Source organism: Streptomyces sp. MMG1533 (assembly GCF_001279775.1).
In the GTDB taxonomy this organism is placed as follows: Bacteria; Actinomycetota; Actinomycetes; order Streptomycetales; family Streptomycetaceae; genus Streptomyces.
Genome location: NZ_LGDG01000214.1, coordinates 76,092 through 96,897, shown reverse-complemented (window position 1 = coordinate 96,897; position 20,806 = coordinate 76,092). Strand labels below are relative to the sequence as shown.

23 protein-coding genes and 1 pseudogene are annotated in these 20,806 nt (G+C 71.3%); 11 read left to right on the top strand and 13 right to left on the bottom strand.

All coding sequences use genetic code 11. From position 1 onward, the window contains the following. The 3 genes and pseudogenes from ADK57_RS49170 to ADK57_RS22655 all read right to left on the bottom strand — a co-directional run. Nucleotides 1–99, bottom strand: a pseudogene (locus ADK57_RS49170) (electron transfer flavoprotein subunit beta); the annotation flags it as partial. Nucleotides 100–318: 219 nt separating this feature from the next. Next, nucleotides 319–828 carry a flavin reductase family protein gene (locus ADK57_RS22660; RefSeq protein ID WP_053751344.1) on the bottom strand — a complete coding sequence of 170 codons (510 nt, stop codon included), beginning with the start codon at nt 826–828 and terminating at the stop codon, nt 319–321. A gap of 206 nt (nt 829–1,034) precedes the next feature. Continuing rightward, a complete protein-coding gene (locus tag ADK57_RS22655; RefSeq protein WP_053751356.1) occupies nt 1,035–1,448 on the bottom strand; it encodes a TlpA family protein disulfide reductase in 414 nt (137 codons plus the stop codon). Between the two features lie 77 nt (nt 1,449–1,525). On the opposite strand from ADK57_RS22655, the gene ADK57_RS22650 reads away from it, so the two are divergent. Both ADK57_RS22650 and ADK57_RS22645 read left to right on the top strand, forming a co-directional pair. After that, nucleotides 1,526–1,942, top strand: a complete 417-nt coding sequence (locus tag ADK57_RS22650; RefSeq protein WP_053751343.1) for a DUF4395 domain-containing protein — start codon at nt 1,526–1,528, stop codon at nt 1,940–1,942. Between the two features lie 189 nt (nt 1,943–2,131). Then, nucleotides 2,132–2,860, top strand: a complete 729-nt coding sequence (locus ADK57_RS22645) for a lysophospholipid acyltransferase family protein (protein ID WP_053751342.1) — start codon at nt 2,132–2,134, stop codon at nt 2,858–2,860. A 24-nt stretch (nt 2,861–2,884) separates the two neighbouring features. Here the strand turns inward: ADK57_RS22645 and ADK57_RS22640 are convergent, their stop codons facing one another. From ADK57_RS22640 to ADK57_RS22620, 5 genes are all read right to left on the bottom strand, one after another. Then, entirely contained in the window at nt 2,885–3,580 is a 696-nt protein-coding gene (locus tag ADK57_RS22640) for a B3/4 domain-containing protein (protein ID WP_053751341.1), read from the bottom strand. Nucleotides 3,581–3,587: 7 nt separating this feature from the next. Beyond that, nucleotides 3,588–4,181: a transglutaminase-like domain-containing protein gene (locus ADK57_RS22635; protein ID WP_053751340.1), complete on the bottom strand. Its 594-nt coding sequence runs from the start codon at nt 4,179–4,181 to the stop codon at nt 3,588–3,590. 84 nt (nt 4,182–4,265) lie between these two features. Next, the gene (locus ADK57_RS22630; RefSeq protein ID WP_053751355.1) at nt 4,266–5,336 is read right to left on the bottom strand and encodes a threonine aldolase family protein; all 1,071 of its coding nucleotides are present in this window, start codon (nt 5,334–5,336) and stop codon (nt 4,266–4,268) included. 11 nt (nt 5,337–5,347) lie between these two features. Further along, entirely contained in the window at nt 5,348–6,103 is a 756-nt protein-coding gene (locus ADK57_RS22625) for an SDR family NAD(P)-dependent oxidoreductase (RefSeq protein ID WP_053751339.1), read from the bottom strand. A gap of 41 nt (nt 6,104–6,144) precedes the next feature. Next, nucleotides 6,145–7,542 carry a DUF6421 family protein gene (locus ADK57_RS22620; RefSeq protein ID WP_053751338.1) on the bottom strand — a complete coding sequence of 466 codons (1,398 nt, stop codon included), beginning with the start codon at nt 7,540–7,542 and terminating at the stop codon, nt 6,145–6,147. Between the two features lie 282 nt (nt 7,543–7,824). Here ADK57_RS22620 and ADK57_RS22615 point away from each other — a divergent pair, with 282 nt between their 5' ends. Continuing rightward, on the top strand, nt 7,825–8,508 hold the full coding sequence (locus ADK57_RS22615) for a glycerophosphodiester phosphodiesterase (protein WP_053751337.1): 684 nt from the start codon (nt 7,825–7,827) through the stop codon (nt 8,506–8,508). Nucleotides 8,509–8,511: 3 nt separating this feature from the next. Here the strand turns inward: ADK57_RS22615 and ADK57_RS22610 are convergent, their stop codons facing one another. Then, nucleotides 8,512–9,042: a GNAT family N-acetyltransferase gene (locus ADK57_RS22610; RefSeq protein WP_053751336.1), complete on the bottom strand. Its 531-nt coding sequence runs from the start codon at nt 9,040–9,042 to the stop codon at nt 8,512–8,514. A gap of 73 nt (nt 9,043–9,115) precedes the next feature. On the opposite strand from ADK57_RS22610, the gene ADK57_RS22605 reads away from it, so the two are divergent. Continuing rightward, nucleotides 9,116–9,508, top strand: a complete 393-nt coding sequence (locus tag ADK57_RS22605; protein WP_053751335.1) for a VOC family protein — start codon at nt 9,116–9,118, stop codon at nt 9,506–9,508. Between the two features lie 315 nt (nt 9,509–9,823). On the opposite strand, the gene ADK57_RS50015 is transcribed toward ADK57_RS22605, so the two are convergent. Continuing rightward, on the bottom strand, nt 9,824–9,994 hold the full coding sequence (locus ADK57_RS50015; protein WP_159050125.1) for a hypothetical protein: 171 nt from the start codon (nt 9,992–9,994) through the stop codon (nt 9,824–9,826). A 205-nt stretch (nt 9,995–10,199) separates the two neighbouring features. On the opposite strand from ADK57_RS50015, the gene ADK57_RS22600 reads away from it, so the two are divergent. Both ADK57_RS22600 and ADK57_RS22595 read left to right on the top strand, forming a co-directional pair. Further along, nucleotides 10,200–10,970, top strand: a complete 771-nt coding sequence (locus ADK57_RS22600; RefSeq protein ID WP_053751334.1) for a VOC family protein — start codon at nt 10,200–10,202, stop codon at nt 10,968–10,970. A gap of 115 nt (nt 10,971–11,085) precedes the next feature. Beyond that, nucleotides 11,086–12,138: an aldo/keto reductase gene (locus tag ADK57_RS22595; protein ID WP_053751333.1), complete on the top strand. Its 1,053-nt coding sequence runs from the start codon at nt 11,086–11,088 to the stop codon at nt 12,136–12,138. Here ADK57_RS22595 and ADK57_RS22590 read toward each other — a convergent pair. From ADK57_RS22590 to ADK57_RS22580, 3 genes are all read right to left on the bottom strand, one after another. Further along, nucleotides 12,135–14,711, bottom strand: a complete 2,577-nt coding sequence (locus tag ADK57_RS22590; RefSeq protein WP_053751332.1) for a cellulosome protein — start codon at nt 14,709–14,711, stop codon at nt 12,135–12,137. The genes ADK57_RS22595 and ADK57_RS22590 overlap by 4 nt on opposite strands. A gap of 127 nt (nt 14,712–14,838) precedes the next feature. After that, nucleotides 14,839–15,381 (bottom strand): MarR family winged helix-turn-helix transcriptional regulator, encoded by a 543-nt coding sequence (locus ADK57_RS22585; RefSeq protein ID WP_053751331.1) that lies wholly within the window; start codon nt 15,379–15,381, stop codon nt 14,839–14,841. Further along, nucleotides 15,378–17,057, bottom strand: a complete 1,680-nt coding sequence (locus ADK57_RS22580) for an FUSC family protein (protein WP_053751330.1) — start codon at nt 17,055–17,057, stop codon at nt 15,378–15,380. Before ADK57_RS22580 ends, ADK57_RS22585 begins: the two co-directional genes overlap by 4 nt. 148 nt (nt 17,058–17,205) lie before the next feature. On the opposite strand from ADK57_RS22580, the gene ADK57_RS22575 reads away from it, so the two are divergent. The 5 genes from ADK57_RS22575 (at nt 17,206) to ADK57_RS22555 (ending at nt 20,781) form a co-directional block, all read left to right on the top strand. After that, nucleotides 17,206–17,745, top strand: coding sequence for a DUF5134 domain-containing protein (locus ADK57_RS22575; RefSeq protein WP_053751329.1), 540 nt, complete (start codon nt 17,206–17,208; stop codon nt 17,743–17,745). A gap of 147 nt (nt 17,746–17,892) precedes the next feature. Beyond that, nucleotides 17,893–18,828, top strand: coding sequence for a M56 family metallopeptidase (locus tag ADK57_RS22570; RefSeq protein ID WP_053751328.1), 936 nt, complete (start codon nt 17,893–17,895; stop codon nt 18,826–18,828). Nucleotides 18,829–18,895: 67 nt separating this feature from the next. Then, nucleotides 18,896–19,567 carry a phosphatase PAP2 family protein gene (locus ADK57_RS22565; protein WP_053751327.1) on the top strand — a complete coding sequence of 224 codons (672 nt, stop codon included), beginning with the start codon at nt 18,896–18,898 and terminating at the stop codon, nt 19,565–19,567. After that, on the top strand, nt 19,564–20,079 hold the full coding sequence (locus ADK57_RS22560; RefSeq protein WP_063785989.1) for a hypothetical protein: 516 nt from the start codon (nt 19,564–19,566) through the stop codon (nt 20,077–20,079). Before ADK57_RS22565 ends, ADK57_RS22560 begins: the two co-directional genes overlap by 4 nt. A 9-nt stretch (nt 20,080–20,088) precedes the next feature. Further along, nucleotides 20,089–20,781: an HAD family hydrolase gene (locus ADK57_RS22555; RefSeq protein WP_053751326.1), complete on the top strand. Its 693-nt coding sequence runs from the start codon at nt 20,089–20,091 to the stop codon at nt 20,779–20,781. The last annotated feature ends 25 nt before the right edge of the window (nt 20,782–20,806 follow it).

The following is a 20,806-nucleotide window of genomic DNA, read 5'->3' as shown; positions in this document are numbered from 1 at the left end:
GTCGACGTCGTCCCGGTCGACGGTCAGGTCATCGGCGAAGTGCCGGTCGCCAGTGGCGTCGGGCACGTACTTCACAGTGACAACGATCCTCAAGCTCACGCCGGCTCTCCTACTGCATCGTCAGTTTTCGGCTGCCTACTTGCAGGCAGCATAGGCGCCCCAAGCGGCCGATCCCGGTCGGGGCGACCTGCGCTCCGACCGAAATATTACTCGTCAGTACACCCAGTTCGTTCCCGCTAAGCAAGCGCTTTGAACTGTGACCTTTGCAACGCAGCGTAATCGGAACTCGACCGCTTCGCAGAAGAGCGGTCGCGTCGATCAGTCGCGCAGCCCATGGAATCGCCCCTGGTGGTACAGCAGCGGGCGGCCCGGGCCGGTGGAGTCACCGAGGACGACCTCGGCCAGCACGAGGCGGTGGTCGCCGGCCGGTACCCGGGCGACGATCCGGCACAGCAGCCAGGCCTGGACGTCATCGAGGACGGGAACGCCCTCGGGGCCTTCGCGCCAGGCGGTCGCCGCACCGAAGCGGTCGGCGCCACTGCGGGCGAAGGTGGTGGCCAGCTCCTGCTGGTGCTCGCCGAGTATGTGCACCCCGACATGGTCGGTCTCGGCCACCGCGGGCCAGCTGGAGGCGCCGGTGCCGATGCCGAAGGAGAGCAGCGGCGGCTCGGCGGAGACCGAGGAGAGGGAGGTGGCGGTGAAGCCGACGGGCCCGGCGTCGCCGCGGGCGGTGATCACGGCGACCCCCGCCGCGTGCCGCCGGAAGACGGAGCGCAGCAGGTCGGGCGAGGCGAGCCGGGTGGCGTCGAGGTCGGGCGAGGCCGTCATGGAACTGTCCTTCTGCGAGGAGTGGCGTGGGCGTCCTTGGCTGCTCAACAGCCCGGACAGCGCGCGCTCGCGGTGCGGGCCAGGTCGACGTGCACCCGCCCGAAGAGAAGGAGTTCCGAAGGCATACGGTCAGGCTGACGATAGGTGGTGCGCACAGTCAAGTACGTCCCGGCATATGGGAGATGGCTCACCCCGGTCCCCCGCCCTCACACCGCCTCGCCCAGCGCGGCGATCACGTCGGCCTTGCGCGGCTGTCCGACGGCCCGCCGCACGACCCGGCCGTCGGCGTCCAGGACCAGCACGGTCGGGGTCTTGAGGATGTCGAGTTCCCGGACGAGTTCCAGCCGCTCCTCGGCGTCGATCTCGACGTGGGTCACGCCCGGGACCATCCCGGCCACCTCGCCGAGGACCCGTCGGGTCGCCCGGCAGGGAGCGCAGAAGGCGCTGGAGAACTGGACGAGCGTGGCGCGCTCGCCGAGCGGGCCGCCCAGTTCGGCCGCGCCGAGCCGTTTTCCGTCGTCGCGCCCGCGCACCCGTACCCTCCCGCTCCGCCGCCGTTGCAGCACTCCGTAGGCGCTCGCCATCGCGAGCACCGCCACGCACACCACAAGTCCGGTCATCGCCTGCACCAGCATTCACGAGACTGCAAAGATTCCCGCCTCCCCGAAATCCGTCCGTTGCGGAATCCTTGATTCCCATGGACATCGACGCAAGAGGGCCGCGCTTCGGGGCGGCCGTGACGACCGCCGTGCTGGCGGTCGTGCTGATCACGGGGAGCGCCTGGCTGCTGGCCTGGCAGACGCTGGCGTTCGCGCTGGGCGCGGCGGGCGGGGTGGGCCGTTCGCCGTACGGCCTGCTGTTCCGCAAGGCCGTACGGCCCCGGATCGGGCCGCCCACCGAGTTCGAGGCGCCCGAGCCGCCGCGGTTCGCCCAGACGGTGGGGCTGGTCTTCGCCGGCCTGGGCCTCGTCGGCTACGCCCTGGGGCCGGAGTGGCTGGGACTCGCCGCCACGGGGGCCGCGCTCGCAGCCGCCTTCCTGAACGCCGCGTTCGGGTACTGCCTGGGGTGCGAGATGTACCTGCTTGTCCGTCGGGCGACCGTTCGGGCGGAGTAATGGCGGCGCAAAAGCCCGAGGTCGATCACTGGGTGGACGTGACGAGAATCTCGCCGTTGACGGGCACCAGGACTGGCTCCCCGTCCGTTCTTCGGGCACGATCTGCGAGATGCCGTAAACCTACGGCTGCGTAGCTTTCCCGCCGGGAGCCCCTTTTCCCAGGCAGAGAAGGAAGGGTCCACTCCGTCCATGGCAGAGCTTGTCTACCGTCCTGTCGTCGGTCTCGCCCAGGCGTTGTTCAAGGCGTGGGACCTCAAGATCGACTGCAAGGGTTCGGAGAACATCCCCCGCTCGGGCGGCGCCGTGCTGGTGAGCAATCACATCAGCTATCTGGACTTCATCTTCAACGGGCTGGCGGCGCTCCCGCAGAAGCGTCTCGTGCGGTTCATGGCGAAGGAGTCCGTCTTCCGCCACAAGGTCTCCGGCCCGCTGATGCGCGGGATGAAGCACATCCCGGTGGACCGCGAGCAGGGTGAGACGGCATACGCGCACGCGCTGGACTCGCTGCGGTCCGGCGAGATCGTGGGCGTCTTCCCGGAGGCGACCATCTCGCCGTCGTTCACGCTGAAGTCCTTCAAGTCGGGTGCCGCGCGCATGGCCCAGGAAGCGGGCGTGCCGCTGATCCCGATGGCGGTGTGGGGCACCCAGCGGCTGTGGACCAAGGGACACCCGCGCAACTTCAAGCGCAGCCACACCCCGATCACCATGCGGGTCGGCGAGGCGATCGAGGCTTCTCGGGACAAGTACGCGGGCGCGATCACCCGACAGGTGCGCGAGCGGGTGAACGAGCTGCTGGAGGCGGCCCAGCGCGCCTACCCGGTCCGGCCCAAGGACGCGGACGACACCTGGTGGATGCCGGCCCACCTCGGCGGCACCGCCCCGACTCCGGAGCAGGTCCGCGAGGCCGAGGCGCGCTGAGCCCGCACGCTGGGCAGAGCCGGATCAGAACACCGGGGACCCGACGGTGATGCGGGCTCCCGGGCTGAACTTCTCCAGCAGCTCGGCGAGTTCGGCCGCCGCCGCCTCGACGTCGGCGACCGGCATCGGAGCCAGGCTCTCCAACAGGAAGATCCCGGCGACGGTGTCCTCGGTGAGCCGGGTGCGCGGGCCCTGGCGCCAGTTCCAGCGGCGGCAGGTCACGCCCGCATCGTCGCGCCATACGACCTCGCCCGCGTCGGGGTGTTCGACGACCTCCTCGCCGCCGGCCACGGTCACGAAGTCCTCGTCCCCGATGGCCCGCACGAGGTGCATGCCTCCCTCGATGCGGTCGACGTCCTCGCCGCCCACCGGGATCAGGTGGGCGACGCTGATCGCGTTGTAGAGGTCGACGAGCAGGTTGATCCGGGGCAGCCCGCCCTCCGAGAGAGCCCTCCTCGCCAGCGCCTCCGCCGAGTTGCGCGTCCGCGAGGGCTTCGACCCGAACGCCGTGTAGACCTCGCGCCAGGCCGCCATGTGCGCGTCCTCGTGCGGGTTACGCCCGTCCAGGCGTACGGCGAGCCGGCGGGCCGCGTCGTCGAGGAGCGCGGAACTGCCGTCGGTGCTGGGCCCGTTGACGAGGCCGTGGGCCTCGATCGCGATGTGCGTGAAGCCGGGCGCAAGGGCGCGCACCTCGTCGGACACGGTCAGGGAGAGAGTCATCGCTGCCTCAGAGTGCGGTGGGGAGCGTCTTCCAGAGATACGGCCGGTCGGGGGCAGCCTTGAGCACGCCGAGGACGACCGGGTGAGGTTCAGCGTACAGGACCGGATGGTCCAGCTCATTGGACTGAGGATCGGGGGTGAAGGCCAGGCGCTCGCCGTCGAGGGAGAACCGGGCGTCCACGCCCGGCTTGTTGCCGCGCGGATCCTGTCGATGCCAGGCACCGTTGAAGCGCACGGCGACCAGGCCGTGTACCACATGGCCGTCGCCGTCGTCCTGCATGAGCAGCTGATAGCACAGGGCCGTCGGGATGTCCTCCGCCCGCAACAGTGCCGCCAGCGCGTGCGCCTTGGCGTAGCAGATGCCGGTGCCCTGCTCCAGCACGTCGGAGGCCCGCCAGGTCACGCGGAGATCGCCGGAGTCCTGCGAGTGCGGGATGGTGTCGCGTACGAACTCGAACGCGGCCTGCGCATAGGCATACGAGTCCTCCACCCCTTCGGTGAGGCGGGCGGCCGTCTCGCGCACCAGCGGATGCTCGTGATCGATGACCTCATCAGCGGCCAAGTATGCGGACAGGTCAGGCGTGTTCTGGATCAGCTCCATACCCGCAGAGCATAGGAATGCGATCACCCGCGAGTCAATAGCTTTTCGGGTGACCGCATATCTATGCAGGCGGCTCGATGGTCGCTAGCGCGCCATCTCCTCCTTCAGCGCCGCCACGAACGCGTCCACGTCCTCCTCCGTCGTGTCGAAAGCGCACATCCAGCGCACGTCACCCGCGGCCTCGTCCCAGAAGTAGAACCGGAACCGCTCCTGCAGCCGCACGCTCACGTCGTGCGGCAGCCGGGCGAAGACGCCGTTGGCCTGCACGGGGTGGAGGATCTCCACGCCGTGCACGGCCCGTACGCCCTCCGCGAGCCGCCGGGCCATCTCGTTGGCGTGACGGGCGTTGCGCAGCCACAGGTCCCTGGCGAGCAGGGCCTCCAACTGCACCGACACGAAGCGCATCTTGGAGGCGAGCTGCATGGACAGCTTGCGCAGGTGCTTCATGTGGCTGACGGCGTCCTGGTTGATCACGACGACGGCCTCGCCGAACAGGGCGCCGTTCTTCGTGCCCCCAAGGGAGAGGATGTCGACGCCAACCGCGTTGGTGAACGTCCGCATCGGCACGTCCAGCGAGGCCGCCGCGTTGGCGATGCGCGAGCCGTCCAGGTGGACCTTCATGCCGCGCGCGTGGGCGTGGTCGCAGATCGCGCGGATCTCGTCGGGCGTGTAGAGGGTGCCCAGTTCCGTGCTCTGGGTGATCGAGACGACCTGCGGCATCGCGCGGTGCTCGTCCTCCCATCCCCATGCCTGCCTGTCGATCAGCTCGGGGGTCAGCTTGCCGTCCGGGGTGGACACGGTGAGCAGCTTGAGGCCGCCCATGCGCTCGGGGGCGCCGCCCTCGTCCACGTTGATGTGCGCGCTCTCGGCGCAGATCACCGCACCCCAGCGGTCGGTGACCGCCTGGAGCGCGACGACGTTGGCGCCGGTGCCGTTGAAGACCGGGAACGCCTCCGCCGTGGAGCCGAAGTGGCTGCGGACGACCCGCTGGAGGTTCTCGGTGTAGACGTCGTCGCCGTACGCGACCTGGTGCCCGCCGTTGGCCAGGGCCAGGGCGGCGAGCACCTCCGGGTGGGCTCCGGCGTAGTTGTCGCTGGCGAAGCCGCGGACGTCCGGGTCGTGGTGGCGCCGGGCGTCGGTCTTCGGTGGGTTCACGGCTTCTCGGATCATGGCTTCTCGGTCAGCCACAGACGCTTTCCGTTCACTTCTGCGGCGGGCTTCTCCCAGACCCCGACGATCTCCTCGGCCAGGTCCTTGACGTCGGTGAAGCCCGCGAACTTCGCGTTGGGGCGCTCGGCGCGCATCGCGTCGTGCACCAACGCCTTCACCACCAGGATGGCAGCGGCGGACGTGGGGCCGTCCGCGCCCTCGGAGATCCCCGCCTTGCGGAAGTAGTCGGCCAGCGCGAGCGTCCACGCCTCGGCGGCGGCCTTGGCGGCGGAGTACGCGGCGTTGCCCGCGGTGGGCTTGCTGGCACCCGCGGCGCTGATCAGGACGTACCGGCCGCGGTCACTGCGCTGCAACGCCTCGTGGAAGGCGAGGGATGTGTGCTGCACGGTGCGGATCAGCAGCATCTCCAGCAGGTCCCAGTCGTGGAGGTTGGTCTTGGCGAAGGTCTCGCTGCCACGCCAGCCCCCGACGAGATGGACCACCCCGTCCACCCGGCCGAATTCCTTCTCGGTATGGGCGGCCCAGTCGCGGGTCGAGTCCACGTCGAGCAGGTCGACCGTTTCCCCCGTGACCGTGGCGCCGCCGGCGCTGTAGCGGGCCGCGTCGACGGCCTCCGCCAGCCGCTCCGGGTCGTTGTCCGCGCCGACGACGGTCGCTCCCGCATCGGCGAGCCTGAGCAGCGTCGCGCGCCCCGCGGGCCCACCCGCGCCCGCGACCGCGATCACCGCACCGCTGAGAGCCCCATTCCCCATGATCTTCGCCTCCTGAGCAGTGTTCCTGGTAGCGCGGTCGCTCACGCGGCGACCCGTTCGGCACTCTCCGCCGTGATGCCCTTGGTGGAGGCGATCACGCTCTTCAGCTTCTTGGAAAGGGCCTCATAGAACATGCTCAGCGGAAACTCGTCCGGAAGCACGTCATCGACGAGTTTCCGCGGCGGCCGGCTCAGGTCGAGGGCGTCGGGACCCTTGGCCCAGCGGGAGCCGGGATGCGGAGCGAGGTAGGTGGCGACCAGCTCGTATCCGGCGAACCAGTGGACGAGCTTGGGGCGGTCGATGCCGTCGCGGTAGAGCTGCTCGATGTCGGCGCACAGCTGGTTGGTGACCTCGGGCGCGCGCCGCCAGTCGATGAACAGCTTGTTGTCGGTCCAGCGGACGACGTCGTGCTTGTGGAGGTAGGCGAACAGGAGCTGGCCGCCGAGGCCGTCGTAGTTGCGCACGCGCTCGCCGGTGACCGGGAAGCGGAACATGCGGTCGAACAGCACCGCGTACTGCACGTCACGGGCCTGCGGGACGCCGTCGGCCTCCAGCTTCACGGCCTCCTTGAAGGCCGTGAGGTCGCAGCGCAGTTCCTCGAGGCCGTACATCCAGAACGGCTGGCGCTGCTTGATCATGAACGGGTCGAAGGGCAGGTCGCCGTGGCTGTGGGTGCGGTCGTGGACCATGTCCCACAGCACGAAGGCCTCCTCGCAGCGCTTCTGGTCGTGGACCATGACGGCGACGTCCTCGGGCAGCTCCAGGCCCAGGATGTCGACGGCTGCCGCGGTGACACGGCGGAAGCGGGCGGCCTCGCGGTCGCAGAAGATGCCGCCCCAGCTGAAGCGCTCGGGGGCCTCGCGCACGGCGATGGTCTCGGGGAAGAGAACCGCGGAGTTGGTGTCGTAGCCGGCCGTGAAGTCCTCGAACTTGATGCCGCAGAACAGCGGGTTGTCGTAGCGGGTGCGCTCCAGTTCGGCCAGCCAGTCGGGCCAGACCATGCGCAGCACGACCGCTTCGAGATTGCGGTCCGGGTTGCCGTTCTGCGTGTACATCGGGAAGAGGACCAGGTGCTGGAGGCCGTCCGCGCGGTTCGCGGCGGGCTGGAAGGCCAGCAGCGAGTCGAGGAAGTCGGGCACCCGGAAGCCGCCGTCCACCCAGTGATGCAGGTCCTTCACGAGGGCCTGGTGGTAGGCGCTGTCGTGCGGGAGCAGCGGGGAGAGCTCCTCGACTGCGTGGACGACACGCCGTACGGCGAGTTCGGCGTCCGCCGGGTCGGGGGCGCCCTCGGCGTCGAAGTCGATCGATCCGTCCTTGGACTGCCATGGCCGGATCTGCTCCACGGCATCCTTGAGCACGGGCCACGCCGGATGCTCCACCACCCTGGCCGCGGGAGGAACCTGGTCCCCCGAACCCACCTGCACAAGAATTTCCGTCATGTCCCATCCTCCACGGGAGAACCTCGCGTCAGCACACCGTATGCACATGGGGTTTCTCCCAGCAAGTGCGCTCTCGGGAAATTGTCCTGCGAAGGCCCGATGGTCACAGGATTTTTTCCTGCCGGACACGCGTACGACAAGCGCTTCCGCTTCGCACATCCGCTCCCGGCGCAGGCACGGGTTCATCGCGGGGCAGGGCCGTTAGGCTGCGGATCTGCCCGCGCGGCCGTCCGCCCCGGCCCGCGCGCTGCCGAGCCGCCCCCGACGGAAGCGAGTCGAACCTTGAACTTCCTCACCATCGGTCACCGCGGAGTCATGGGTGTCGAACCCGAGAACACCCTCCGTTCCTTCGTCGCCGCCGAGCAGGCGGGTCTCGACGTCATCGAACTCGATCTGCACCTGAGCAAGGACGGCGCCCTCGTCGTCATGCACGACGCCGACGTGGACCGTACGACCGACGGCACCGGCCTGGTCGCCGAGCAGACCCTCGCCGAGCTGCGCGCTCTGGACGCGGGCCGCGGCGAGCGGGTCCCGCTGTTCGAGGAGGTCCTCGACGGCGTGCACTCGTCCTTGCAGGCCGAGATCAAGGACGTGGCGGCCGCGCGTGCGCTGGCGGAGGTCATGCACCGCCGGGACCTGACCGCACGCGTGGAGGTGTCCTCCTTCCACGACGAGGCGATCGCCGAGATGGCCCGGCTGGTGCCGGGCGTACGGACCGCCCTGATCGGCAGCCGGTTCGGCACCGACATCGTGGACCGCGCGGTCGAGGCCGGTGCCGCGACCGTCTGCCTGAACATCCGCCGGCTCACGCTGGAGGTCGTGGAGCACGCACGCAAGGCCGACCTGAAGATCATCGGCTGGGTGGTGAACACGCAGGACCACCTGCGGCTCGTACGGGCCCTGGAGCTGGACGGTGCCACCACCGACTACCCGGAGATCAAACGCACCGGCCGCTTCACGGCGTAACGATCATGCGAGCTCCTTGACCAGCAGCTCGAACTGCAGGTCCTCGCGCTGCGGGATGCCGAAGCGGTCGTCGCCGTACGGGAAGGGGGTCATCTTTCCCGTACGGCGGTAGCCGCGGCGCTCGTACCAGGCGATGAGGTCGTCGCGTACCGAGATCACGGTCATGTGCATCTCGGTGACGCCCCAGGTCTCGCGGGCGATCCGCTCCGCCTCGGCGATGATCACCTTGCCGAGGCCCTCGCCCTGGAGAGCCGGGCTGACCGCGAACATCCCGAAGTAGGCGTGCGCGCCGCGGTGTTCGAGCTGGCAGCAGGCGACGACCTGGCCCTCGCGCTCGACCGTGAGCAGCCGGCTGTCCGGCGACTTGATGACCTCCAGCACGCCCTCCGGGTCCGTCCGCTGCCCTTCGAGGATGTCGGCCTCGGTGGTCCACCCGGTGCGGCTGTCGTCCCCGCGATAGGCCGACTCGATCAGCGCGACGAGCGCGTCCACGTCGGCGTCGGTGGCGTCACGGTAGGTCAGGGCGGTCTCCATGGTCGGTTCTCCGGTTTCTCGTGCGGCTCGGGCACCGCCGAGATTAGCCCTTCTGCCACTAGGCTCCGGATGCATGGTGCATGTACTGAGTGGCCGGACCCTGCTGCGTCCCACCGATCCGGAGCGGTCCCGTTCCTTCTACGGCGAGCGGCTCGGGCTCGCCGTGTATCGCGAGTTCGGCACGGGGCCGGAGCGCGGGACCGTCTACTTCCTCGGTGGCGGTTTCCTGGAGGTCTCCGGGCGGTCCGAGGCGGCGCCGTCGCCGGCCGTGCAGTTGTGGATGCAGGTCGGGGACGTGGCCGCGGCGCACGACGAGTTGCTGGCCAAGGGGGTCGAGATCGTGCGGCCGCCGGTGAAGGAGCCGTGGGGGCTGATCGAGATGTGGATCGCGGATCCGGACGGGACGCGGATCGTGCTGGTGGAGATCCCGGCGGACCATCCGCTGCGGTACCGGCCCGGGATCTGAGGCCCCGAGGAAGGTCCTCCCAGCCGCGGGTCGGTGCGGGTCGGCTCGCGGAAGACCACCGACACCAGGTGGCCGATGGCCGTGCGTGAGCCAGTCGGCGTCCTGGGCGAGGAGCCGGCGCTCCAGGCCCTCCCCCGTACGCGACCGGGTCGATGTGCGGGTTGCCGATGTCGGCCAGGCCCGCCGCCCGCTGTGCGTGGCCTTGGGGGCGGGCCGGCGTCGTGTCGGCCTCCACGAAGCCGAGCGCACAGTCGTCGGCGTGCGCGCCGTGAAGCGGGTCCCGCACTCTCCCGGTCCGGCGTGCGCTCCACAGGATCACCTCTGTGTCGCCGCTGTGCCGGAACCCCGCGCGCGGCGGGTGCCGGGGAAGGCGCCGTCGGCGTACCACGCACGGGCGTTCCGGCGGGCCGGCTGGGCCGGGCAGTCGCTCATCAGCAGTTCGGCGGCCTCCGCCGCGCCGGGCCGGAGGACTCCGGTGGGCGGCACACGAATCAGTCGATGACGCCCGCGTCCCGGTAGTGCTCGCCGACCCCCTCGTCGTCCCGGAGGCCGTCATGCGGTGCGGTACGACATCGGGGGCTACCCCCTTCCGCGGCCGCGGGACCGCCCCTCGCCGTCGGATGGCCGGGCCGACGGACCGGAGCTAGCGTGCGAAGGGGAATGCCCGCGTCGGCAGGGAGGCCGTGACGTCATGAAACTCGACAAGCCGGTGCCCGGCGGGCCGTGCTGGGCCGAGGTGGGAGCGCCGGGCGTGGACGCGGCCAAGGAGTTCTACTCCACGCTCTTCGACTGGCGGACGGAGACGGACAGCCGGGAGGAGATGGGCGGGTACACGATCGCGTACCGCGGGCACCTCCCGGTCGCGGGACTGGTGCCGCTGGGCGAGGAGCCGCAGCCCGTCCTCTGGTACGTGACGTTCGCCGTGTCGGACGTGGACGCCACCGTGGAGAAGGTGAGGTCGGCGGGCGGCTCGGTGGTGTTCGAACCCGGGGACGTCCCCGGTATGGGCCGCTTCGCCTCCGTCACCGATCCGCAGGGCGCCGCCTTCCATCTGTGGCAGGCGGCGGGCTTCGCGGGCGCGGGTCTGTTCAACGCCCCCGGCTCACTGGGCTGGGTGGAGCTGATGACCAGGTCTCCCGAGCGGGCCGTCGACTTCTACACCACGGTGTTCGGCTGGAGCGTCATCGCCTCGGAGCACTACCCGCAGTGGGGCCTGGACGGTGCGGACTTCGGCGGCATGGTCACGATGGACGACAAGTTCCCGCCCGAGGTGCCGCCGCACTGGCTGCCGTACTTCGCGGTGGCGGACGTGGACGCGGCCTCGGCCACGGCGACCGAGGCGGGCGGCACCGTCCTGATGGAGCCCACGTCCGTGCCCGACGGGCCGCGGATCGCGGTGCTGCGGGACCCGCACGGGGCGATGTTCGGCGTGTACCTCGCGGGTGGCGAAGGCTCGCGTTGAGACGTCCGCCTGCGTAGACCCGCGTCGAGTTGACCCTCGTCGAGACGTGCGCTTGCGCTGAAGTGCGCTCCAGCTCCTAGCGTCGTACGCGCAACCTGCCTGAAGGGGAAAGTGCGTGCGTTACACACTGTTCGGAAAGACCGGTCTGCGCGTGAGCGAGCTGAGTCTCGGGGCGATGACCGTCGGCGACGACCTGGGATGGGGTGCCGACAAGGAGACCAGCGCCCGGATCGTGGACGCATACGCGGACGCCGGCGGCAACTTCATCGACACGGCGAACAACTACATGGGCGGCAGTTCGGAGCGGATCCTCGGGGAACTGCTCGAAAGGCGGCGCGACGAGTTCGTGCTGGCCAGCAAGTACACCTGCGGGATCCGCGAGGGGGACGTCAACGCCGCCGGCAACCACCGCAAGAACCTGGTGCAGTCGGTGGAGGCGAGCCTGAAGCGGCTGCGGACGGAACGGCTCGATGTGCTGTGGGTGCACGCCCGGGACAACTTCACGCCGGTCGAGGAGGTCATGCGGGCGCTCGACGACCTCGTACGGACCGGAAAGGTGCTGTACCTCGGCGTCTCGGACTGGCCGGCCTGGGAGATCGCGCAGGCCAACACCCTTGCCGAACTGCGGGGTTGGACCGCGTTCGCGGGGTCGCAGCTGCGCTACAACCTGCTGGAGCGAACGCCGGAGCGTGAACTGCTGCCGCAGGCACGGGCGTTCGACCTCGCCGTGCTCGCGTGGGCCCCGCTGGCGGTCGGGAAGCTCACCGGCAAGTACCGCCGGGGCGAGCCGGGGCGGCTGGACCTCTGGGACGACAAGCCGACCTCGCAGGAGGAGGACGTCGTCACCGCCGTCCTGGACGTCGCCGAGCAGGGCGGCTGGAGCCCCGCCCAGGTGGCCCTGGCCTGGCTGCTGGGGCGCCCCGGCAACGTGGTGCCGATCGTCGCCGCCACCAAGGAGAGCCAGCTCGCCGACAACCTCGGCTGTGTCGACGTCCGGCTCGACGCCGACGCCGTGGCCCGCCTCGACGAGGTCAGCGCCGTGCCGCTCGGGTTCCCGCACGACTTCGTACGGGAACCCGCCATCACCCGCAACATCTACGGCGACCGCTGGACCGAGATCGACGACCGGCGCTCGACCTACCGCCGCACCGCCACCGAGGTCCTCTAGAACAGCCGCGTCACCGTCACCTGGTCGACGACGGGTGCGTGGGCGGAGCGCTGACCGTACTGGTTGCGCGACTCGCCCCCGAAGTCGGGGAGTTCGTCGGCGGTGAAGGTGACCGTGTTGGTGCCCTGTTCCAGGGAGACGGGGACCGAGAGGTTCCAGAAGTTGTTGAAGTGGAAGGTGGTGGGGAACAGGACGCGCCGCGGAGCGGCTCCGTTGACCAAGACGTCCGCGTGACGGCAGACGGGGTCGGGGTTGTAGTGCGTGGCGGGCGCCTGCTCGCCGTTGGCGTAGCGGACGGTCAGCGCGTGGCGTCCGGCGCGGTCCGCCGTCACGGTCAGCGTGAGCGCGTTCTCGGGGCCGCCGCCGATGCCGTCCACCGCCTTGCCGCCGGTGGCGTACGCGTATCCGGTCACCTTCGCGGTACCGGTCAGGGCGCCCTCCTCGGCCGGGTACGCGGTGGTGGGCAGCAGATCGCGGGACGGGCCGACGCGCAGCCGGTCCACGACGAGGAGCTCCGAAGTCCCGGTGACGGTGAGCTTGTTGACACCTCCGGACAGGAAGAGCGGTACGGCGCCCCGCTCGACGCGGCCGACGTCCTCGCCGTTGACCGTGAGCCGGCCTTCCCCGGGCCCGAGGACGTCCACCGTCACGGCCGCCTCACCGTCGTCGGCCGCGTGCACCCAGAAGGTGACCGTGCCTGCGCGCGGGAGTACGGCGGCGCCGGGGCCCGAGGCCCCGCGGTGCGCGTGGCTGACCACCGCTCCGCCGCCGAGGGACGCGTACTCGGCCTCGTACAGGGCGGTGCCGTCGTCGTCGCGCAGGGCGAGGTCCAGCTTGTCGACGACCGCGTCGCCCTTCGTGACGCCGAGGTCCGGGTCCTGCGCGGCGAGCGTGATGCGGTGCGCGCCCGCGGTCAGCTCCACCCGGGTGTCGGTGTGGCCCCACACCGCCCACTTGTAGCCGAGCGGCAGCCGCAGTTCGCGGGGGGCCTCGCCGTCGACGCGCAGGAAGACGTTGGTGGGGCCGAACTCCCGTACCAGGTCGGCCTGGTTGTAGGAGTTGGCGAAGACGCTGACGTCGTACGTCCCGTCGTGCGGGACCTCGACGTCGAAGGCGAGCACGCCGTCGGAACCGGTGCGCAGACCGCCCACGTGGTAGCCGCCGGAGGTGGCGAACTTGTCGACGTCCAACGGGGATCCCTCGGGTCCGTTCTTCGAGTGACCGCCGCCCGTGTAGGTCGCGTCCTCGGCCTCGTACGTCCGCCGCCACCGGAGCGAGGGCGGCAGGGACGCGGCGCCGTTGCCCCCGGGCGAGAGGACGGCCTGGTAGGCGGACATCGCGTCGAGGTCGCTCACCGGCAGGGTCACCCGCCCGTCCACGACCGGCAGTTCCTCGTCCCGCAGCCGCAACGGCTGTGCGCTCGCTCCGACTTGCCCCGTCCAGGGGATCTCCTGGAGCCGTATGTGCACGGTCGTTCCGAAGACGTCAGGGTCGACGCCCTCGAAGACGACGTCCGCCGCACCGCCCGCGCCGCCGAACAGCACGCGGGCCTGCCGCTTGTCCTGGTCCAGCGTGGCGACGCCCTGGAGCGTGTACTGCGCGTTGGGGTGTGGCGCGACGACCCGGACGGTGTTGCCGGTCAACTGCCCGTAGGCGTTGAACAGCCACCACTGGCCGTTGGCCTTGTTCGCCTCCACCGCCGAGTCGTTGAGGTTGCCGGCGATGTTCCAGTACGCGAGGTCGGCGTCGACCTTGGACTCCTCGATCGCGGAGATCCACTGCACCATCTGGCCGGGGACGGAGACGTGGTAGTTGTGCGCGTACTCGTTCAGGTTGACGGGCAGCGGCCCGATGCCCAACTCCCGCTCCAGCGCCCGGTACTTGGCGACGTTCGTGCGGACCTCGGCCGGTGACGACAGCTCGTGCCAGGTGATCACGTCGGGCAGCACCTGCTGCGCCTTGGCGAACTCCAGGAAGCCTCTGACCTCGGGGTACAGGATGCAGGTGTTGGGTCCGGCGATGCGGGCGTCGGGGTCGAGGCCCTTGATGAGGTGGTACGCCGCCTTCCAGGCCGCGAAGTAGTGTCGCGGGTCGGTGCGCCAGGAGACCCCGTCGTGGCTCCACTCCCCCTCGCCGAACATGTTGCCCTCGGGTTCGTTGAACGGGACGTACACGACATGGGACCGGTCCGGGCCGAGGGTCAGGACGTGTTCCACCTGACGGCGGACGATCTCCAGGAAACCGGTCAGCCGTTGCTCGCCGTCGGCGCCGGGCCACTCGTACGGAAAGCCTCGGTAGAAGTCGGGCAGGTAGATGTACACGTCCTTGCCGCCCGACGCGACGAAGGGCGGCAGGATCTCCAGGGCGTCGCCGCCGGGGTGCTGGATGCCGTCCTGGGCCTTGGTGGTGACCGTACGGACGTACATGCCCTCGATCAGGGTGCGGCTGGGCACCCCGTCGCCGTAGAGGCCGTAGAGGGTTCCGCTCGCGCCGCCGTGGAAGGGACCGGTCTCGGTGCCGAGGTCCACGGTGAGCGTGTCGGGGGCGGGGGTCTCGGCAGTCACGGCATCCATCCTTCGTCCGGTATGTCGTACGCCGATCGATGATCCGAACCGGCCTGGTCGAACGTAGGAACCAGGCGCCGGTCACGTCAATGGCGCGCGGCTTCCGAAACTTCCGAAACGGGAGCCCCAATGGAGGTCAGGGGCGCAGCACCCCGAGGACCCCCTCCAGCCGGCCCAGCAACCCGGAGAGCAGTACGGCCAGTTCGCCCTGCTCGGCCGGGTCCAGAGCGGACAGCACGGCGGTCTCGTACGCGAGCTGCTCGGGCAGGATGCCGTCGACCAGGTCGCGTCCGGCGTCCGTGAGGCGGACGTGGGCGACGCGTCGGTCGCGGGCGTCGCCGCGGCGCTCGACCAGGCCCCGTTCGGTCAGGGCCTTGAGGCGTTTGGTGACGGCGGCGCCGGAGGAGAAGGTCTCGCGGGCCAGTTCGCCGGGGGTGAGTTCGTGTCCGGTGCGGCGCAGCGCGCCGAGCAGGTCGAACTCGGGGCGGCTCAGGCCCGCGCGGCGCAGCGGGGCGTCCTCGGCCTGCTGGAGGAGAGCGGCGGAGCGGTTGATGCGTCCGATGATCTCCATGGGGCCGGTGTCGAGGTCGGGGTGGACGGTCTGCCACTGCCGGACGACCGCGGCGACGGTGTCGCTCCTCGTCGCTCCGGGGGCGCCCGCTCCGCTGCTCGCCGTCATGGCCGTACGTCCTCCGTCGTGTGGTCCGTGTGGCGGTCCAGGTGCAGTCCCTGGCGCCGTACCGTCGCCGCGAGCGTACGGTGTCCGGACTGTTCGGCGAGCACGACCCTCTCGTGGGGCAGAGCGCGCTGCCACCATTCGCCTGACGCGGCCTCGGCGGCGGCGCGCAGGTCGACCAGTGCGGCGGCGAGGGCGCGGCGGGCGGCCTCCAGCGCTCCGGGCGCGGGCTGCGGCTCCGTCAGGAGACGGGCGGCGCGCTCCCGGGAGCGCTCCACGGCGGTCAGTGCGCGCTCGACGCCGGTGCCCGCGCGCCGGTTGGTGACGGCGACGGCCGCGACGAAGCCGACCAGGGCGCCGACGACGGTGTCCACGATCCGCTCGGTGATCAGCCGGCCGGGCTGCTGGTAACCGGCGAACTCGGTGATGAGCAGGGCCATCGGGGTCACACAGACGCTGCCGAGCCAGTAGTTGCGGCTGATCAGTGCTTCGGCGCCGAAGTTGAAGGCGAGGCAGCACAGCACCAGGGCCGCCGGGCCGAGGTGGGCGAGCGGGGCCACGGCGGCGAACAGGAGGACGCCGACGAGGTTGCCGACGACGCGCTGGACGCCCCGGCTCCAGGTGAGGGTGAGGTTGGCCTGGTAGAGGGAGGCGGCGGTGACCAGGGCCCAGTAGGGGCGGCCGACGCCGAGGGCGATAGAGGCGTAGCCGGCGAGGGCGCAGCCGAGGGCGGTGCGGACGACGAGCGGGGTCAGCGGTCCGAGCCGGCTCCACCACGGACGGGCCGGGGCGGCGAGTTCGGCGTCCACACCGAGGAGTTCGTCGGTCTCGGCGGGCAGCGGGACGGTCTGCGGGACCGGTCCGGTGCCGCGCAGGGCGCGGGCCCAGGTGCGCAGCCGCTCCGGGTCCGTGTCGGCGGGCGCGGCGATCGCGACCTCGGCGCGTACGACGAGTCGATCGAGGGCGCGCCGGGTGCCCGTGGGGGCGCCCGCGGACAGCAGCGACTGCCAGGCGGCCTGCACGGCGGCGGCCGCCGCGGCGCGGGCCCTGGCGTGGCCGTCACCGGTGCCGCGCGTGGCGGCGTACGCGGCTGCCGCGTTGAGGGCCTGTGCGGTGGCGCGGCGCTCCGGGCCGTACGGGCGCAGCAGGCCGGGGGCCATGCCGACCAGCCAGGCCCAGGCGCCCGTCGCGGCGGCCGACGCCAGGTGGGGCGGGATCTGCCCGAGGGACTGCGGCGCGAACAGGGCGGCGGAGCTGATGAAGGTGAGGACCACGTTGCCCGGCGGTCCGATCCGGGTGGCATCGCACAGCACCTTCTGCACGGCGGCCAGGACGGCGCCGACGGCCACCAGGACGACGACACCGGAGCTCAGGGAGGCGAAGACCAGGGCGACGGCGAGGCCGCCGATCATGCCGAGGACGACCCAGGCCAGGGCGCGGGCCCGAGCGGCGTAGGGGCGGTTGTGGGCGTAGAGCGCGCACAGGGACCCGGCCATCGTGTACATCGCCAGGTCGAGCCGGTCGAGGGCCAGCAGGACCAGGTTGGGCGGGGCGACCGCGACGACCACGCTCAGGGCCGGCTTGAACCAGATGTCGGACGGCCGGCCGAGACGCAGCACGCCGGCGAGCGGGAGGCGTCGGACGGGCGGGGCGTCGGAGGTGAGGGTCGCACGGCTCATATCGATAAGATTAGCAGGTGTTTTACTCGTAAATCATGACTGTCACCTGCTGTGCTCCCTCAAATGCTCCCCGTGTACATCCCTGCGCTCGCTTGCGCGCCGCATCACCCGGGCATCCCTTGACCGACCGTCGAGCGGGGAGGTGGGCGTGCACGGACCGGCTTCGCCCGGCTGGCTGCTGGTGGCGCTGTGTGCGGCGACCGGGGCGTACTGCCTGCTGCGGATGCGCAGCACCGTCGAGGAACAGCGCCGGGCCGCGGGCGGCGAGGCGCTGATGGGCTTCGGCATGGCCGCGATGGCCGTGCCCGCGACAGTTTTCACACCCCCGTCCTGGGCGTGGCCCGTCTACGCGGTCGTCTTCGGTTCGGCCGCGCTGCACGCCCTGTGGGCGGCCCGGGCGAGCGCCCACCACCTGCACCACCTCGTGGGGGCCTCGGCGATGGTCTACATGGCGGTGGTCATGGCCGCCTCCCCCGGACACCACGCCGCACCCGGCGGTGCCGGCATCCCGCTGCTGACGGGCGTCCTGCTCCTCTACTTCACCGGGTACGTGCTGCTGTCCGGCCTGCGCCTGGTGCCCGTCGCCGCCGGCGGCGGGGCCGGGGGGTGGGGCGACCGGCCGGAGCTGGCGCGGGCGTGCCGGCTGTCGATGGGGATCGGGATGGTGGCAATGCTGCTGACGCTCTGACGCGGGTGGCGCTCTGACGCGGGTGGCGCTCCGACGCCGGTGGCTCTCCGACGCCGGTGGCGCGCGACGCCTTGCGCAACCGTTGCCTGCGTCACTTCGCGTGGCAGGCCGTACCTGTGAGTGCCACGGCGCTCATAAGCTGCGCTCATGATGCTCCCCGCGGCACTGTTGCTGCTCGGCGCCCTGACCGCCGTCGTCGCCCCACGGCTGCTGGCCCGGGCCGACTGGGCGGACCGCGAACCGGTGCTGGCCCTGTGGGTGTGGCAGTGCGCGGTGGCGGCCGTACTGCTGTGCTGCGCCCTGTCGATGACACTCAGCGCGGCGACCGCCTGGCAGGCGGTCCGCGGCCATGTGTTCGCCCCGGCACCGAACGTCGTCGTGGAGGCGTACACGCTCGGTACGGCCGAGCCGTGGGCCGCGGCGACGGCGGTGGCGCTCGCCTGCGGCGGGGCGTGGAGCGCGGCGATGCTGGTCCGTGAAGTCGTACGGGCGCGTGCGCGCCGTCGGCTGCGCCGGGCCGAACTCCTCGTCCGCGCCCCTCTGTTGCCCGGCGAGGAGGCCGCCGACAGTCGGCTCGTGGTCCTTGAGGGTGAGCGGCCCGATGCCTGGTGGCTGCCGAGCGCGGCACCCCGGCTCGTCATCACGACGGCCGCGTTGCGCCGCCTGAAGGGCCGGCAGCTGGACGCCCTCGTCGCCCACGAGGAGGGTCATGCGCAGGCCCGGCACGACTGGCTGCTGCACTGCTCGGCCGCGCTGGCCGGCGGCTTCCCGCAGGTGCCGGTCTTCGCCGCGTTCCGGAACGAGATGCACCGGCTGGTGGAACTCGCCGCCGACGACATGGCCTCCCGGCGCTTCGGCCGGCTGACCACCGCGCTGGCCCTGGTCGGACTCAACGAGGACCGGGGCGTGTTCGGTCCCTGCCCGACCCCGCAGGCGCATGTGCCGCAGCGGGTCCACCGGCTGCTCGCACCCCCGGACCGGCTCACGGCGGCCCGTCGGCTGCGGCTGACGGCGGCTGCCGCGCTGGTGCCGGTCGTGCCGGTGCTGGTGGCGTTCGTACCGGGGCTGCGCGCCCTGGGGTGAGGGGCCCGACAGTGGGCGTCGGACGTGGGATTGGCTTCCCGCCCCGGTGTTCGGCGAGGATCGCAGCATGCACACCCCGCACGTCGACTCCCCGCCCAGCCCGCCGGCGCACCGCAGCGCCGCCCGCGCCGCGGGCCTCCTCGCGCTGTGCTCCGCGCTGCTGATCGCCCTGGTCGCCGCCGACTGGCATCCCCTGTTCACCCTGGACGGCGACATCGCCCGCACCACCCACCGCTGGGCCGTGGACGACCCGGACCTCACCCAGGCGTTCCGCATCCTGACGGACTGGGTCTGGGACCCGTGGACGATGCGCATCGTGTGCGCAGTCGTCGTCGTGTGGCTGGTGTGGCGGCATTCTGCCTGGTGGACGGCCGGATGGCTGGCGGTGACCTCCGCGCTGGGCACGCTGCTGCAGCAGACCCTCAAGACCGCGGTCGGACGCCCGCGACCCGTCTGGCCGGACCCCGTCGACTCCGCCCACTACGCCGCATTCCCCTCGGGCCACGCCCTGACCGCCACGGTCGTGTGCGGCCTCCTCCTGTGGCTGTTGCACCACCACGGCGCCCACCGCCTCCTGTGGCGTGCGGCCCTGACCGTGGCCGTGATCTCCGTCGTCGGCGTCGGCCTGACCCGCGTCTGGCTGGGCGTCCACTGGGCCTCGGACGTGGTCGGCGGCTGGCTGCTGGGCGCGATGCTCGTGGCCCTCGCGGTGACCGTCCACCGGCGGCGACACCCGTGAACCCATCCGCGCGCAGCTACCGCTATGTGGGCCCGCCCGAGCTGAGACCGACGGTACGGCCGGACACTGCGGGCCGGATCGTCCGCGCCGCCGACGATCTCGCCGTCTGGCTGTCCGAGCGCGGGCAGTCCGAGAGCGCGGAGCCGTTCACCTTCGTCGTCGCCCTCGACGGCCTGCTGCGGCTCGCGCCCCGCAGAAGCGAACACGTGGCGTGCGCGGGCGGCGACGACGTCCTGGCCGCGGGCGAGATGGGGTTCCGCCGCGGATCCGGACGCTGGACGGTCCACGAGGTCACCAACCAGTCCACCGGCTACTGCCCGGACCTCGACTCCTGGCACGCCGTCGCCCGTGCCCTGGACCGCGCGGGCATCGACCATCCCGGCCGCTTCACGCACGAGATCGTGTTCCGGCGGTGCGAGCGGTGTCAGGAGCGTTCCGTGGTGCGCGAGGGCGACTTCGTCTGTGTGTTCTGTGGCAGCGCCCTTCCCTCGGCGTGGAACCTCGCCCCCTAAGATCACCCCATGCCTGCCGTGTTGTTCGACTTCTCCGGAACGCTCTTCCGTATCGAGTCCACCGAGTCGTGGCTGCGAGCCGTCCTGGCCGAGGCCGAACTCTCCCTCGCCGAGCCCGAGTTCCGCCGGGCCGCGCAGGCCCTGGACAGGGTGGGCGCGCTGCCCGGCGGGACCCACCCGATCGAGCGGATCCCCGACGAGCTCGCCCACGTCTGGGAGATCCGCGACAAGAGCGCCGAGCTGCACCGGACCGCGTACACCGGCGTCGCCCGCCAAGTACCGCTCCCCGAACCCGCGTTGTACGACGCGCTGTACGACCGGCACATGAGCCCGGGCGCCTGGGCGCCCTACCCCGACGCCCCCGAGGTGCTGCGGACGCTGCGCGAACGCGGGATCGGCGTCGGCGTGGTCAGCAACATCGGGTGGGATCTGCGGCCGGTGTTCCGCGAGCACGGCCTCGACCCCTACATCGACACCTACGTCCTGTCGTACGAACACGGCATCCAGAAGCCGGACCCCCGGCTGTTCGCGACCGCCTGCGCCGCACTCGGCGTCGAGCCGCAGCACGCGCTGATGGTCGGTGACGACCGGCGTGCGGACGGCGGCGCGGCGGCCCTGGGCTGCGGGGTGCACTTCGTCGACCATCTGCCGGTGACCGAACGGCCGGACGGGCTGCGGCCGGTGCTGGATCTGCTGGGCTGACCTCGACATCCGAGGGCCGTCAGGG